The organism is Robiginitalea insularis, assembly GCF_052497835.1.
This window is the reverse complement of the sequence record NZ_CP199296.1, coordinates 547,894-562,925: the sequence shown is the minus strand read 5'-3', so window position 1 is coordinate 562,925 and position 15,032 is coordinate 547,894. Positions and strand designations below refer to the sequence as shown.

The following is a 15,032-nucleotide window of genomic DNA, read 5'->3' as shown; positions in this document are numbered from 1 at the left end:
CATACCGTTATTCATACCTATTCAAAGCCCCGGGAGATCTTCCGGGGCTTTTTTTTGACAACCGTTTGAGAAGGGGTGTTCTTTTGTACTTTTAAGGTATGTTTATCCGTGGCAAAAACGATCCACTTCAACTTATCTCCTTTCTGAGTTATGGAACGGACACCCAATTGTTCGCACGTGGCAGGGCACTGGAAGATCCTGAAATAGACCTGGGGCAGAAGGGCTTGTTCCGGCTCATTTTTAACAGCTGGGAACGCTTTGATACGGACCAGATCCGAAATTGTCCGTTGCAACTACGCCTGCCGGATGGCAGGAGCCTGGGAGCACAAACCGACTCCCAGGGTTATTTCCTGCTCGATGCCAGGGCCGAAAACCTGAAGGCTTTGGCCGATTCTGAAGGATGGGTCTCTTATGAGGTCTCTTTCACAGCCCCGGATGGCAAACGCAGGGTGCTGCGAGATAACCGCTTCCCAGGAACCTTCCTGATCCCTTCACCCTCAGCCCGCTTTGGTATTATAAGCGATATAGATGACACCATCCTGCATACGGGGGTGACCTCCTACATGAAATGGCAGGTAATCATCAATACCCTTTTTAAGCATGCGGAAAGCCGGATTCCCCTGCACGGGGCGGCAGAACTCTATCAGAAACTGCATGCCGGAACCGACGGAAAACAGGCTAACCCGGTTTTTTATGTAAGCCACAGCCCCTGGAACCTATACCGCTACCTGGAATACTTTCTTAAAAAAAACCATTTTCCGAAAGGACCCATCCTGCTAAGAAGCATGGCCAGCTTATTGGGCCGGAAAAAAACGCCCGGGCCCCACAAGCAGCTCGCCATTGAAAACATCCTTCAGACCTATAAGGAGCTGCCTTTTATCCTGATTGGTGACAGCGGGGAGCGGGATGCCGATATCTATCTGGAAATTACCCGGAAATTTCCCGGTCGGATCAAGGCAATATTCTTACGCACCGTCCGTCATCGCGGGCGGATGAGACGGGTAAGGGCACTCATAAAACAAGAGCAGCAGACCCCGGTATTTTTGGTAGATGATAGTTGGGAGTTTCAGGCGCATGCCCGAAAATTAGGACTGGTTTAAAACAGACCGTGGATCTCGGCATCAATTTTATTGATTACCTCTCCAAGGTGTTCCGGGTTGTCCACGAAATCGAGCCGGTCTACGTCAATGACCAGTAACTTTCCCTTTTCATAGCTCTGCACCCAGGCCTCATAACGCTCATTGAGTCTGCTCAGGTAATCAATTGAGATGGAGTTTTCGTAATCCCGACCTCTTTTATGGATCTGATTGACCAGGTTAGGGATGGAAGACCTCAGGTAAATTAACAGGTCCGGAGGGAGGACCAGGCTTTCCATCAGCTCAAAAAGACTGGAGTAATTGGTAAAGTCCCGATTGGTCATCAGCCCCATGGCGTGAAGGTTTGGGGCGAAAATATGGGCATCTTCATAGATGGTGCGATCCTGGATCACATTTTTCCCGCTTTCACGGATTTTCAGGATCTGCCGATACCGGCTGTTCAGGAAATAGATCTGCAGGTTAAAACTCCAGCGTTCCATCTGGGTGTAGAAGTCGTCCAGATACGGATTGTCCACCACATCCTCAAAATGGGCTTCCCATCTGTAGTGTTTGGAAAGGAGTTTCGTAAGGGTTGTTTTACCGGCGCCAATGTTACCGGCAACTGCAATATGCATGCTGATCTTATTTGTGTTTAGTCGTCTGAAATAGGGTTGAGCAATATACGAAGTATCTCCTGCTAAGGGAAAAAAATTAGATGAAATAAGGGAGAAATCTCAACAGATCAGTTTGTAGCCTGCATCTCTTTCATTACCAAGAGATAAATAGGGCCTTCACTGCTTAAAAGCGAAACTTTTATACTTTGTCATCCAAAGAACTGCACGAAATCTGGTTGGAATATACAGGGGTAGGTAAAAAAGCAGCTTTTTTGTTTTCCGATTTTGCCGACAATAAGAATTCGGTTATTTTTGCGTTCCATTACAGAGGATAGATTTGACTGATTGCAACCTCGGGGCTTAGATTCTCCATAAAAATGCTAAAGCAGTTTGCATCGCGGTAAAAGCGAATGCAATCTTCCTTTCAGGCATTATCTCAGTTTTATCGGTCCCTTAAACAACAGATAAGTATGCCTTATTTATTTACCTCAGAATCCGTAAGTGAAGGACATCCCGATAAAATAGCCGATCAGATCAGTGATGCCCTGCTCGATAATTTCCTGGCTTTTGACCCGGAGAGCAAGGTTGCCTGTGAAACCCTGGTTACAACCGGGCAGGTGGTATTGGCGGGGGAAGTAAAGAGCCACACCTATGTAGACCTGCAGCAAATTACCCGTGAGGTGATCAACAATATTGGCTATACCAAAGGGGCGTATCAGTTTAGCGGGGATTCCTGCGGCATTATATCCCTCATACATGAGCAGTCCCAGGACATCAACCAGGGGGTAGACCGGGGTGAAAAGGAACAACAGGGGGCCGGAGACCAGGGGATGATGTTTGGCTACGCCACACGGGAGACGGACAATTTCATGCCCCTGGCCCAGGATATTGCCCACAGGATCCTCTTTGAACTGGCCCTGTTGCGGAAGGAGGGGGATGCCATAGGCTACCTTCGTCCGGATGCCAAGGCGCAGGTCACCATCGAATATTCGGATCAGAACGAACCCATCCGTATAGACACGGTGGTTATTTCCACACAGCACGATCCCTTTGACCAGGATGATGCCCTAATGCTGAGGCAAATTAAAAAAGACCTGCTGTCCATCCTGATACCAAGGGTCATTGCCAAATTGCCCGCCCGTATCGCTGCCCTGTTCAATAAGGACATCACCTATCACATTAACCCCACGGGAAAATTTGTAATCGGGGGCCCGCATGGGGATACAGGCCTGACCGGGCGAAAGATTATCGTGGATACCTATGGTGGAAAGGGAGCCCATGGGGGTGGCGCTTTTAGCGGAAAAGACCCGAGTAAGGTAGACCGTTCCGCTGCTTACGCCGCCCGGCATGCAGCCAAAAACCTGGTTGCTGCAGGGGTTGCTGATGAAATTTTAGTGCAGTTAAGCTATGCGATCGGCCTGGTAGAACCCACCTCCATTTACGTGAATACCTATGGAACTTCCAAAACAGGACTGACCGACGGGCAAATAGCGTCAAAGGTGGCTGAACTTTTCGATATGCGGCCCTTTGCCATAGAACAGCGCTTAAAATTGCGCAACCCGATCTATCTGGAAACAGCGGCCTATGGACATATGGGAAAAACCCCGCGCACAGTATCCAAAGTCTTTGAATCCCCTTACAATGGAAGGGTGGAGCTGGAAGTGGAACTGTTTACCTGGGAAAAACTGGATATGGTGGAAGCCGTAAAGGAAGCTTTTAACATATAAAATTAGTAGGATAATTAGGATTTTTCGAAAATCCATCCCTATATTTGGGATTCCAAAGTTCAAACTCTTATTGAATAGTTATCAAGAAAGGTGGAGGGAATAGACCCTTTGAAGCCTTAGCAACCCTTTGTGTCAGAAGCAAAGAAGGTGCTACATTCTATCCCGTATTAGGCGGGACAGATAACACACACCCATTAATTTCGGGTATTTTCTTTCTTTTTAACTTTTTTGATTTGTGCGCCAGCCAGGAGGGCTGACGTTTGGTTTGGCTTTTTTATTTCATGTTCAACAAATAAAAAAACTAAAATCATGAGCGATCAGAAATTTTCGACCAGAGCATTACACGCCGGTCACGACACCAATGCGCACGGCGGAACCCGTGCAATCCCGATCTATCAGAGCACAGCCTATGTGTTCAATAATTCGGACCATGCAGCCAATTTGTTTTCCCTGGCGGAATTCGGGAATATCTATACCCGGATCAACAATCCCACCAACGACATCCTCGAACAGCGTCTTGCCGCCCTCGAGGGCGGTATTGCTTCTGTAGTGACCGCATCGGGCACTGGTGCTATCAACACAGCCCTGCTGGTGCTGCTGAAGGCCGGGGATCACATTGTGGCCTCCAGCAGTCTCTACGGAGGGACCTATAACCTGCTGAGCGTAACCCTGCCCCGGCTGGGGATCACAACCACCTTTGTGGATCCGGAAGACCCTGCCAATTTCGGAAAGGCTGTTCAGGAAAACACCCGGGCCTTCTTTGTTGAGTCCCTGGGCAACCCCAAACTGGATGTGCTAGACCTGAAGGCTATTTCAAGTGAGGCCAAAAAGGCCAGGGTTCCATTTATTGTCGATAACACCGTGGCGACGCCGGCCTTGCTGAACCCCTTAGAGCACGGGGCAAATATTGTCATTCACTCACTCACAAAATACATCAACGGGAATGGTACCGCGCTTGGAGGTGCTATTATAGATGCGGGAACCTTCGATTGGGCGAATGGTAAATTTCCTGAGTTCACCGAACCCTCCCCGGGCTACCACGGCCTGGTATACCATGAAGCCCTTGGCCCTGCTGCGTTCATCGCCAAGGTCCGCATTGAAGGCCTTCGCGACCACGGGGCGTGCCTGAGTCCTTTCAACGCCTTCCAGATCCTGCAGGGATTGGAAACCCTGGAGGTTAGGATTAAAAAGCACAGTGAAAATGCCCTGGCCCTGGCGAAATGGTTGCAGCAGCGCAAAGAGGTGAGCTGGGTCAACTATCCAGGCCTGGAAAGCAGCCCTTACTTTGGCCTTGCGCAGGCTTACCTGCCCAAGGGTCAGAGCGGAATTCTTTCTTTTGGGGTAAAGGGCGGTTACGAATCGGCCAAAAAGATTGCAGATAATACCCAGGTGTTCTCCCTTTTGGCCAATATAGGGGATACAAAGTCCCTGATCATCCATCCGGCCAGCACCACACATCAGCAGCTGGACGATGCCGCACAAGAGGCCACAGGAGTCACCAAGGACCTTATAAGGTTGTCTGTGGGCCTTGAGGATCTCACGGACCTGACCGCAGACCTTGAGCAGGCATTTGCAAGCATCGACGCATCGGTATTAACCGCATCCTAACCCGGGAGGTATGGCCATAAACAAAGAAATGGGAGGAAGTACCACTAAAAGTACGGACAGGGAGGAAATACCGGGATTACAGTATTTGGGTATTCCCGGTTTTACCACCCTTAATGGGGCTGTGATCGATATTTCCCTTTCTTACCAGACCTTTGGTAAACCATTGCATTCGGCTCCTGTGGTCCTTGTCAACCATGCCCTTACCGGAAATTCACTGGTGGCCGGTCCGGATGGCTGGTGGGCTTCGCTTGTGGGGCCTGATAAATGTATAGATACCAACAGGTACACGGTGCTATGCTTTAATATTCCGGGTAATGGTTACGACGGGTTTTTAATAGAACGTTACAAGGAATTTGTAGCAGCAGATATTGCGCGGATCTTTTTGATGGGTCTGGAATCCCTTCAGATTCAAAAAGTATTTGCCCTGATAGGCGGTTCCCTTGGCGGTGGGATTGCCTGGGAAATGGCAGCTCTCAGGCCGGGTTTCTTTACCCATCTGATCCCGGTTGCCTCAGACTGGAAATCCACAGACTGGTTGATTGCCAATTGCCAGATACAGGAACAGTTCCTGGTCAATTCAAGACAGCCGGTTCACGATGCCCGCATGCATGCCATGCTGTGCTACAGGACCCCTGAATCCTTCAAACAGCGATTTCAGCGATCTACCGACCAGCTCCTCCAGCGATTTAACGTGGAAAGCTGGCTGCTGCACCATGGGAAGAAATTACAGGAACGCTTTCAGCTGGCCGCCTATAAATTAACCAACCAGCTCCTGAAGACCATTGACATAACCCGAAACGGGGATACTGCCTTTGAAGCCTTACAGCAAAGCGATACGAATATCCATATCATTGGGGTAGATTCGGATTTGTTTTTTACAGCTACGGAAAACAAGGAGACCTACAAACAGCTGGCTCAGGCAAACAATAATGTCACCTATGGCGAGATACAGTCCGTTCACGGGCACGATGCGTTCTTGATCGAGTTCGAACAAATGGAGCAGTTGCTGCGCCCCATTTTCAGGGAAGCCGAAAAGGAGGGCCGTCTGAAGGTGCTTAAATTCGGGGGGAAATCCCTGGCAAACGGAGAGGGTGTGGAACGCGTACTGCAGATTATCAAGAAACAGACGGCTGCCGGGGATCGTTTGGTAGTGGTGCTTTCTGCCCGTCAGAAAGCCACAGACCAGTTGATTGAATTACTCAATACAGCAGCTTCGGGAGAGGATTTCTCAGAGGGGTATCAGGCTTTTGTAAACTACCAGCAGTACACCTATTCGGAAATTGACTTGCGCGAATCCTTTGAGGCACTTTTTAGTTTGCTGCAGGGGATCCGCCTGGTTGGAGATTACAGCCCGAAAACAAAAGATCAGGTCCTTGCTTTCGGGGAGCTCATATCGGCATGGGTTTTAACGGAGCTGTTGCTTAAAGAGGGCTTGCAGGCCATTCGGGTAGATGCCCGTGAGCTGATCAAGACCGATACCCGTTTTGGGGATGCCCAGGTGGATTACCCACTTTCCGAAGAAAATGTGATCCGCTTTTACCATTCCCTGAAGCCTGGAGACATACCGGTGATCACCGGTTTTATCGCTTCCAACCAAAAAAACGAAACTACCACTCTGGGCAGGAATGGAAGTAATTACACTGCTTCCCTGCTGGCGAATTTTCTCAATGCCGATGAATTGCAGAACTATACCCATGTAGACGGGATATTCACTGCAGACCCTGGCCTGGTTCCGGAGGCGCAGAAAATCAGCCGGTTATCGTATAGTGAAGCCAATGAACTGGCCAATTTCGGGGCAAATATTTTGCATGCAAAAACCATTATCCCCCTTTTGGAAAAGAATATCCCGCTTCGCATCCTCAATACTTTTAAGGAAGACAGCGAGGGCACACTTATCAGTGCGGAGCCCAGTAAGGAAGGTATCCGGTCTCTCTCCGTAATTGAAAATGAAGCCCTTATAAACCTGGAAGGGCGCGGTCTTTTAGGGAGGGTAGGGATCGATGCGCGGATCTTCAGGGCACTGGGGCAAAGCGATATCAGCGTAGGGATTATTTCCCAGGGTTCCTCCGAAAGAGGGATAGGGCTGGTGGTGAAAGCAGAACAGGCCGGACAGGCCAAAACGGCACTGGAAAGGGAGTTTGAAGATGATCTGAAGCGACAGGATATAAACAGAATTCAGATTGTTTCAGATGTCTCCGTAATTTCCATTGTAGGACAGGATCTCAGTAGTTTTCACAAACCCTACACGGCCCTGATCCGCAACCAGATTGTACCGCTGCTTTTCAACAATACGGTAACCGGAAAAAATGTAAGCCTGGTAGTGAAAAAAGCGGATATGCTCAAGGCGATCAATGTTATTCACGGTCAGATATTTGGTATCAGCCAGAAAATAAACCTGGTGCTCTTTGGCATCGGAAATGTGGGGGCAACCCTGATTGAACAACTACTGGATTCGGCCGAGAATATCGAATCCCGCAAAAGCATCCGTTTCAATATTTTTGCCATTGCCAATTCCAGCAGGTTGTTACTGGATCACAAGGGAATCGGTAAAGACTGGCAAAAGCGACTTCAGGATCTTGAGCCGGGATATTCCCTGCAACAGTTATTCAACTATGCCCGAAAACACCATCTGGAAAACCTGATAGCTGTGGATAATACAGCCAGTACGGCTTTTGTGGGGCATTACCCGGAATTGATCCGGAACAGCTTCGATCTGGTGTCCTCAAACAAGATTGCCAACACCCTTGGGTTTGAAGCATACCGTGAATTGCGCAAATTGCTGAAGGATAACCAGAAAAATTATTTGTACGAAACCAATGTGGGTGCCGGACTGCCGCTCATAGACACTATCAAATTGCTGCATTTGTCCGGGGAAAATATAACCGGTATCAGGGGTGTCTTTTCAGGTTCGCTGAGCTATATTTTTAATACCTTCTCTGCGGAAAACCTGTCTTTTTCCGAGGTCTTGCAGCAAGCGAGGGAGAAGGGGTATACCGAACCGGACCCTCGTGAAGACCTGTCTGGTAATGATGTGGGCCGGAAATTGCTTATCCTGGCCCGGGAGCTGGACCTTAAAAATGAATTTGAAGATATTCAGATTGAAAACCTGATCCCGGAAGACCTCCGCACCCATTCAGAAAAGGATCTCGGGGAACTTTCAGCCCCACTGGATGGACATTACCGTTCAAAAAAGGCAGCATTGCCTCCGGGTTTTGTGTTGCGTTATGTGGGTGAACTTTCCGGGGATTTACAGCAGGATAAAGGCGTACTGCAGGTAAAGCTGGTTGCGGTCCCCAAAGAAAGTACACTGGGGCAGGTTCAGGGGGCAGACTCCCTTATAGAAATTTTCACCGAATCTTATGGCGATAAACCCCTGGTTATTCAGGGGGCAGGAGCCGGAGCAGCGGTTACTGCCCGGGGGGTTTTCGGGGATATTCTCAGGATAGCGGAAAAGGGCTATGCGGATTAATTTTTAAGTTTCAGGAAATGGAAAAGAACAAATTCGAAACAGATGCCATCAGAATACAGGCAAAACGCAGCGATTTTCAGGAGCACTCAGCCCCTGTGTACCTGACCTCCAGTTTTGTTTTTGATGATGCGGAAGACATGCGGGCATCCTTTGCCGAAGAGAAAGACCGCATTATTTACTCCCGTTATTCAAACCCCAACACCTCTGAGCTGATTGAAAAAGTTTGCCGGATGGAAGGGGCGGAGGCTGGTTTTGCCTTTGCCTCAGGGATGTCAGCCGTTTTCTCCACCTTTGCAGCCCTATTGCAGAGCGGGGACCATATAATAGCCTCCCGTTCCGTTTTCGGCTCTACCCATACCCTGTTCAACCAGTTTTTCCCCCGCTGGAATATTGACCATTCTTATTTTCCTTTTGATAAGCCCGAGGAAATAGCAGCTTTGATACGGCCTGAAACCCGTATTTTGTACGCAGAATCCCCCACCAATCCAGGGGTGGACATCCTGGACTTGGAGCGGCTTTCTCAAATTGCCCGGGAACACGGCTTATTGCTGATCATAGACAATTGTTTCGCCACGCCTTACCTGCAACAGCCCATCCGTTTCGGAGCAGACCTGGTCATACATTCGGGCACCAAACTCATGGACGGGCAGGGCAGGGTCTTGGGGGGTATTACCGTTGGAAACCGTGAGCTTATAGATAAAGTTTATCGTTTTTCGCGAATAACCGGTCCGGCCCTTTCCCCTTTTAATGCCTGGCTGCTATCCAAAAGCCTGGAAACCCTTGCGGTACGGGTAGACCGCCACTGCGAAAATGCCCTGGCCGTTGCACAGTTTCTGGAGCAGCACCCCAGGGTGAATTGGGTAAAGTACCCCTTCCTGCCCTCACACCCCCAATATGCCCTGGCCAAAAAGCAAATGAAGGCAGGCGGCTGTGTTGTGGCCTTTGAAGTAGATGGCGGGGTAGCGGCAGGACGGAAATTCTTTGACCAGATCCAGTTGCTGTCCCTTTCCGCAAACCTTGGGGATACAAGGAGTATCGTAACCCACCCGGCCTCAACCACCCACAGCAAACTCGGCCCGGAGGAGCGGGCAAAATCCGGGATTAGCGACGGGATGGTGCGCGTATCTGTTGGGCTGGAGCATCCGGAAGATATAGTTAAGGATCTGGGGCAGGCCCTGGGTAAACTGGGCTAAGGCATCTGTCTATTTTTCCTATCTTAGTACGATGCTTTCCAAGAAAACCAAATATGGGCTCAAAGCCCTGACCTATCTGGCAACACGGGAGGACCGCAAACCGGTTCAGATAGCCGAGATTGCCCGTCATGAGAATATCTCACAGAAATTTCTGGAAAGTATTCTGCTTACCCTGAGGAAAAACGGATTCCTGGGTTCCAAAAAGGGAAAGGGGGGCGGTTACTACCTGATCAAAGATCCCGCTGCTATTCCTTTAACCGCAGTCATGCGGGTACTGGAAGGACCGATAGCCATGGTTCCCTGCGTAAGCCTCAACTTTTATGAGGCCTGTGAGGATTGCCCGGATGAACAAAAGTGTTCGGTACATAAATTGATGCTGTGGGTTCGCGACAGCGCCCTGGAGGTTTACCGAAACAATTCCCTTGCCGATATTCTGTAAAATTTACTGATTGTATTCAGGTTCATATAGGCCTGCTGTGTGAATTTCTTAATATTTCCTGCTGATTATTAAAAATCTATTAAAACTATAGGATAAAAGGATAATTTTCACTCTGCCTTAAGGTTCACTTGCCAAAAGAGTGTTATGTTTGCTTACTCTACTAAAACTATAGGTTATTTAATGATTGCAGACCAGCTACTCTTTAACAGATCAAACAAGACAGCAAATCAGTATAAGGCTGACCGGAAATCGGATCATCCCTGGCGAAGCATTGCCAAGACCTTGAGCTGGCGGGTAGTGGGCACACTGGATACCATTGTGATTTCCTGGATTATTACAGGGACCCTCTCTGTGGCTTTTTCTATTGGCCTGGTGGAACTGATAACAAAAATGATGCTTTACTTTTTCCATGAAAGGGTTTGGAATGCCATCTCCTGGGGAAAACATTAATAAATCCCATCATCTGATTTATGAAATATTCAGCAGAACAAATAGAACATCTGAATCAGCAGTTTAAGGGGATCCCACCTTCCGAAATCATCGGCTGGGCATTGGATCTCAGGCAAAAAGCGGTGGTAACCACCAATTTCAGGCCCTATGAGGCAGCCATCCTGCATGCAGTAACCCGTGTTGATCCGGGCATTGAGATAATCTGGTGCGATACGGGTTATAATACCCCACAGACCTACAGGCACGCTGAAGCGCTCATTAAGAGCCTGGATCTGAACCTTAGTTTATACGTGCCGTTAAAAACGAAGGCGCACCGTGATGTGATCATGGGCATTCCTGATATTGACGACTCCAGGCATGCAGCTTTTACAGAAGAAGTAAAATTAGAGCCCTTTCGGAGGGCGATGCGGACACACCAGCCCAAAATATGGTTTACAAACCTTCGCAAAGGACAGACCCCCCATCGCGATTCCCTGGATGTCCTCAGTTATTCATCCGACGGGATACTCAAGGTGAGCCCTTTTTACCATTATACCGATGCAGAACTGGATGCCTATCTGAAAATGCACGGTTTACCAAATGAGCTGAAGTACTTTGACCCAACCAAAGTACTGGCCAACAGGGAGTGCGGCCTGCATCATTAAAATGCCCCATAAATTATATATCAATTAAACCCTATTCATTTTGAATACACTAACAGAAACCTTAAGCCGGCAGGCCCTGGATTCATACCAAGTTTCCGGGGGATATCCGGACAATGCACTGGAACATGAAGCAATCTTTATCATTCGCGAAGTAGTTGCACAGTTTGAACGACCCGTGTTGCTGTTTTCGGGAGGGAAGGATTCGATTACCCTTGTAAGGCTGGCACAGAAGGCATTTTATCCGGCGCGCATTCCGTTTCCGCTGCTGCACATCGATACGGGTCACAACTTTCCGGAAACCATCGCCTTTCGCGATGCACTGGTCCGGGAACTAGGGCTGGAACTCATTGTCCGGCACGTTCAGGACTCCATAGACCAGGGCAAGGTAGTAGAGGAAACCGGAAAATACGCCAGCCGAAACCAACTGCAGACCACCACTCTGCTTGATGCCATTGAAGAATTCAAATTTGATGCCTGTATTGGCGGGGCCCGCAGGGATGAAGAAAAGGCCAGGGCCAAGGAGCGGATTTTTTCGGTGCGGGATGATTTCGGTCAATGGGATGAGAAAAACCAGCGCCCGGAATTGTTTGATTATCTGAACGGAGAGATTGACCATGGCCAGAACGTCCGGGTTTTTCCAATAAGCAACTGGACGGAACTGGATGTTTGGTCCTATATCCGGGAGGAGCAGATAGACCTGCCCAGTATTTATTTTGCACATGAACGCGAGACCTTTATCCGGGACGGGCTAATCTGGTCTGCTGAAGATGAGGTAGTATTCCGGGCGCCTGAGGAAGAGGTGGAAAAGCGTAAAGTCCGCTTCCGGACGGTTGGCGATATGTCCTGCACAGCGGCAGTACTTTCCGAGGCAGACACACTGGATAAAGTGGTTTCGGAGATCAGGGACTCAAAGATTTCAGAACGCGGGGCACGTATAGATGACAAGCGGTCCGAGGCGGCCATGGAAAAAAGAAAACAACAGGGATATTTTTAAGAGGCAGATATGAACGTATTAAAAATTGCAACGGCTGGAAGCGTAGACGACGGGAAAAGTACGCTTATCGGAAGGCTGTTATATGACACCCACTCACTTACGGAGGATAAATTGCAGGCCATAGCCGAAAGCAGCCGGAAAAAGGGGTTTGATTACCTGGATTTTTCACTGGCCACTGATGGACTGGTAGCCGAACGGGAGCAGGGTATTACCATTGACGTGGCCCATATTTATTTTTCCACCCCAACCAGGAGTTATATTGTGGCGGATACCCCGGGGCACGTGGAATATACCCGAAACATGGTAACGGGCGCCTCCACTTCACAAGCTGCAATTATCCTGATAGATGCCCGCAAGGGCGTGGTGGAGCAAACCTACCGGCACTTCTTTATAAACAACCTGCTCCGGGTAAAGGAAGTGATCGTTGCCGTGAATAAAATGGACCTGGTAGACTATGAGCAGGAAGTTTTTGATAGCATCCGGGAGGCTTTTGAAGCTCTCAATGAAAACAGCAACTATGATCAGCAGCGGATTACCTATATCCCGGTAAGTGCTCTGCAGGGGGATAATGTGGTGCGCAAATCAGGGAAAATGTCCTGGTACATAGGCCCCAGCCTGTTACAGTATCTGGAAGGCCTGGATTTGGCACAGTTACGTGAAGATTCCGGTACTGCTCGCTTTCCGGTACAACTGGTTATTCGCCCGAAAACCAACGATTTCCACGATTTTCGGGGCTACGCCGGGAAACTGTACGGGGGAACCCTTAAGCCTAATGATGAAGTAACCATTCTCCCTTCGGGTACCCGAAGCAGGATAAAGGAGCTGTTTTTCTTTGACCGACCCCTTTCTGAAGCCGCGCCGGGGAGCAGCATCACCATCACCCTGGAAGATGATGTAAATGTGGTACGCGGGGATATGATCGTCAGAAGTGGGGAGAAGCCGGCAGTCGAAAAGGACTTGCGGGCAACTATCTGCTGGATGGACCAGAAACCGCTGAGGGCAGGAGCCCGCTATACCCTGCAGCATCATTCGAACAAGGTAGCTTCCAAGATCATCAGCCTGGATAATACCATAGCCACGGATTATTCGGGTCAGGAGTCCTCACCACAGGCTTTAGGGTTAAATGAAATAGGGGAGGTACAAATCAAGTTGGCAAAACCGATCTATTTTGATGATTATACACGGAATAAAGAAAACGGGACCTTTATCCTGATCGATCCGCAAACCCATCATACGGCAGCAGTAGGTTTTTTAAACACCTGAAATACTGATTAAAAGGGGTATGGTTTATACAAAAAAAATGCTTTGATTCTCGCAGTTAAAACCTTTTGCCCCGGCGACAGAGGTGATTCTCATTTTGAACGATACTCAATAAAGCCTAAATATCATGTAATAAAGGCTATTGGATGAGCTTTAAGAAAGTTGGTTGGTAAGGCCGGGTCAATAATCCTCAGGGATTTCCCGGCCTTATTTTTTAATAGTAAAAAGCAGGTATATTGTTTGCTTTTGACAATGTACTGCCGTTACTTTGTTGCAGTTCATTGCCTTTTTGCGAAGTTATCAAGAAAGGTGGAGGGAATAGACCCTTTGATACCTTAGCAACCCTTTGCCGCTCCTAGCAGGCAAAGAAGGTGCTACATTCTATCCCGAGGGGAACACTGAAGCGATTCACTACCCGGGGCAGATAACAATTTTATCCGGGCCTCTAATTACCTTTCCTTTTCTTGATTTTTGATTTCCTAAAGGGAATCCTGCAACAGGCCTGATACATTACATATGTCAGAAATAGAATCATTATTACAGAATAGGATCCTGGTACTTGATGGTGCCATGGGGACCATGCTGCAGCAGTATTCCTTTAAGGAAGCAGATTTCCGGGGAAACCGGTTTACGGATTGGGACCAGCCCTTACAAGGCAATAACGACCTCCTATCCCTGACCCAACCGGAGGCTATCCTGGAAATTCATTCCAAATACCTGGAGGCGGGTGCGGATATAATCGAAACCAATACTTTCTCGGCTACCTCGATCGCCATGGCAGATTACGGAATGCAGGAACAGGTTTATGAAATCAATAAGGCGGCTGCCGGTATTGCCCGGGAGGCTGCCGATCGATTTAGCCGCAAGCAGCCCGATAAACCCCGTTTTGTTGCCGGAAGTATAGGACCTACCAACAAAACGGCGAGTATGTCCCCGGATGTAAACGACCCCGGGTATCGCGCCATCAGCTTTAACGAGTTGCGCGAATCTTATAAAGAACAGATAACCGGTCTTCTGGATGGAGGTGTGGATATACTACTGGTGGAAACCGTATTTGACACCCTCAATGCGAAGGCGGCCCTCTTTGCAATTGAAGAGGTTCGGGAAGAACGGGCCATCGACATTCCGGTTATGATAAGCGGAACCATAACGGATGCCTCCGGCAGGACCTTATCAGGGCAGACGGCCGAAGCTTTTCTGATTTCCATATCACATATACCCCTGTTAACGGTTGGGTTCAACTGTGCCCTTGGAGCCAGCCAGTTGGTACCGCACCTCGAGGTCCTCGCTGCCAAATGGGAGGGTGGGGTATCTGCCCATCCCAACGCCGGCCTGCCCAATGCTTTCGGGGAATACGACCAAAGCCCGCAGCAGATGGCACGGCAGATCAGGGAATATCTTGACAAGGGCCTGGTGAACATAGTAGGGGGTTGCTGCGGCACCACTCCCGAACATATCTCTGCTATTGCCAGGCTGTGCGCAGATTACAAACCGCGGCCCGTACATACAAAACAGCCTTTTTAAAACAATCGCCTGAAGTGCTTCCCACCCTATATGA

General features: G+C 48.9%; 12 protein-coding genes and 2 riboswitches. Of the genes, 11 read left to right on the top strand and 1 reads right to left on the bottom strand.

The genetic code is table 11. The features are described from left to right. Window positions 1–98 precede the first annotated feature (98 nt). Complete coding sequence (locus tag ACT6NV_RS02560) at window positions 99–1,100, top strand: App1 family protein (protein ID WP_445385704.1); 1,002 nt, start codon at window positions 99–101, stop codon at window positions 1,098–1,100. On the opposite strand, the gene ACT6NV_RS02555 is transcribed toward ACT6NV_RS02560, so the two are convergent. Further along, a complete protein-coding gene (locus ACT6NV_RS02555) occupies window positions 1,097–1,711 on the bottom strand; it encodes a deoxynucleoside kinase (RefSeq protein WP_445382915.1) in 615 nt (204 codons plus the stop codon). The two genes, ACT6NV_RS02560 and ACT6NV_RS02555, sit on opposite strands and share 4 nt — an antisense overlap. A gap of 449 nt (window positions 1,712–2,160) precedes the next feature. Here ACT6NV_RS02555 and metK point away from each other — a divergent pair, with 449 nt between their 5' ends. The 10 genes from metK to ACT6NV_RS02505 all read left to right on the top strand — a co-directional run bounded on the left by metK (window position 2,161) and on the right by ACT6NV_RS02505 (window position 14,998). Continuing rightward, the gene (gene metK / locus ACT6NV_RS02550) at window positions 2,161–3,417 is read left to right on the top strand and encodes a methionine adenosyltransferase (RefSeq protein ID WP_445385703.1); all 1,257 of its coding nucleotides are present in this window, start codon (window positions 2,161–2,163) and stop codon (window positions 3,415–3,417) included. A gap of 75 nt (window positions 3,418–3,492) precedes the next feature. Then, window positions 3,493–3,604: riboswitch (SAM riboswitch) on the top strand. Window positions 3,605–3,726: 122 nt separating this feature from the next. Further along, window positions 3,727–5,025 (top strand): O-acetylhomoserine aminocarboxypropyltransferase/cysteine synthase family protein, encoded by a 1,299-nt coding sequence (locus tag ACT6NV_RS02545; protein WP_445385702.1) that lies wholly within the window; start codon window positions 3,727–3,729, stop codon window positions 5,023–5,025. A gap of 28 nt (window positions 5,026–5,053) precedes the next feature. Beyond that, a complete protein-coding gene (thrA, locus tag ACT6NV_RS02540) occupies window positions 5,054–8,494 on the top strand; it encodes a bifunctional aspartate kinase/homoserine dehydrogenase I (protein WP_445386660.1) in 3,441 nt (1,146 codons plus the stop codon). 17 nt (window positions 8,495–8,511) lie between these two features. Then, window positions 8,512–9,687, top strand: coding sequence for a trans-sulfuration enzyme family protein (locus ACT6NV_RS02535; protein WP_445385701.1), 1,176 nt, complete (start codon window positions 8,512–8,514; stop codon window positions 9,685–9,687). A gap of 31 nt (window positions 9,688–9,718) precedes the next feature. After that, window positions 9,719–10,126, top strand: coding sequence for an RrF2 family transcriptional regulator (locus ACT6NV_RS02530; protein ID WP_445385700.1), 408 nt, complete (start codon window positions 9,719–9,721; stop codon window positions 10,124–10,126). 180 nt (window positions 10,127–10,306) lie between these two features. Beyond that, window positions 10,307–10,576 carry a DUF2061 domain-containing protein gene (locus tag ACT6NV_RS02525; protein WP_445385699.1) on the top strand — a complete coding sequence of 90 codons (270 nt, stop codon included), beginning with the start codon at window positions 10,307–10,309 and terminating at the stop codon, window positions 10,574–10,576. Between the two features lie 20 nt (window positions 10,577–10,596). Then, window positions 10,597–11,220, top strand: a complete 624-nt coding sequence (locus tag ACT6NV_RS02520) for a phosphoadenosine phosphosulfate reductase domain-containing protein (protein ID WP_445385698.1) — start codon at window positions 10,597–10,599, stop codon at window positions 11,218–11,220. A gap of 76 nt (window positions 11,221–11,296) precedes the next feature. Next, window positions 11,297–12,214 (top strand): sulfate adenylyltransferase subunit CysD, encoded by a 918-nt coding sequence (gene cysD, locus ACT6NV_RS02515; RefSeq protein WP_445386659.1) that lies wholly within the window; start codon window positions 11,297–11,299, stop codon window positions 12,212–12,214. Window positions 12,215–12,223: 9 nt separating this feature from the next. Continuing rightward, window positions 12,224–13,477, top strand: coding sequence for a sulfate adenylyltransferase subunit 1 (locus ACT6NV_RS02510; protein WP_445385697.1), 1,254 nt, complete (start codon window positions 12,224–12,226; stop codon window positions 13,475–13,477). 291 nt (window positions 13,478–13,768) lie between these two features. Continuing rightward, window positions 13,769–13,905, top strand: a riboswitch (SAM riboswitch). 85 nt (window positions 13,906–13,990) lie between these two features. Beyond that, complete coding sequence (locus ACT6NV_RS02505; RefSeq protein WP_445385696.1) at window positions 13,991–14,998, top strand: homocysteine S-methyltransferase family protein; 1,008 nt, start codon at window positions 13,991–13,993, stop codon at window positions 14,996–14,998. Window positions 14,999–15,032 lie beyond the last annotated feature (34 nt).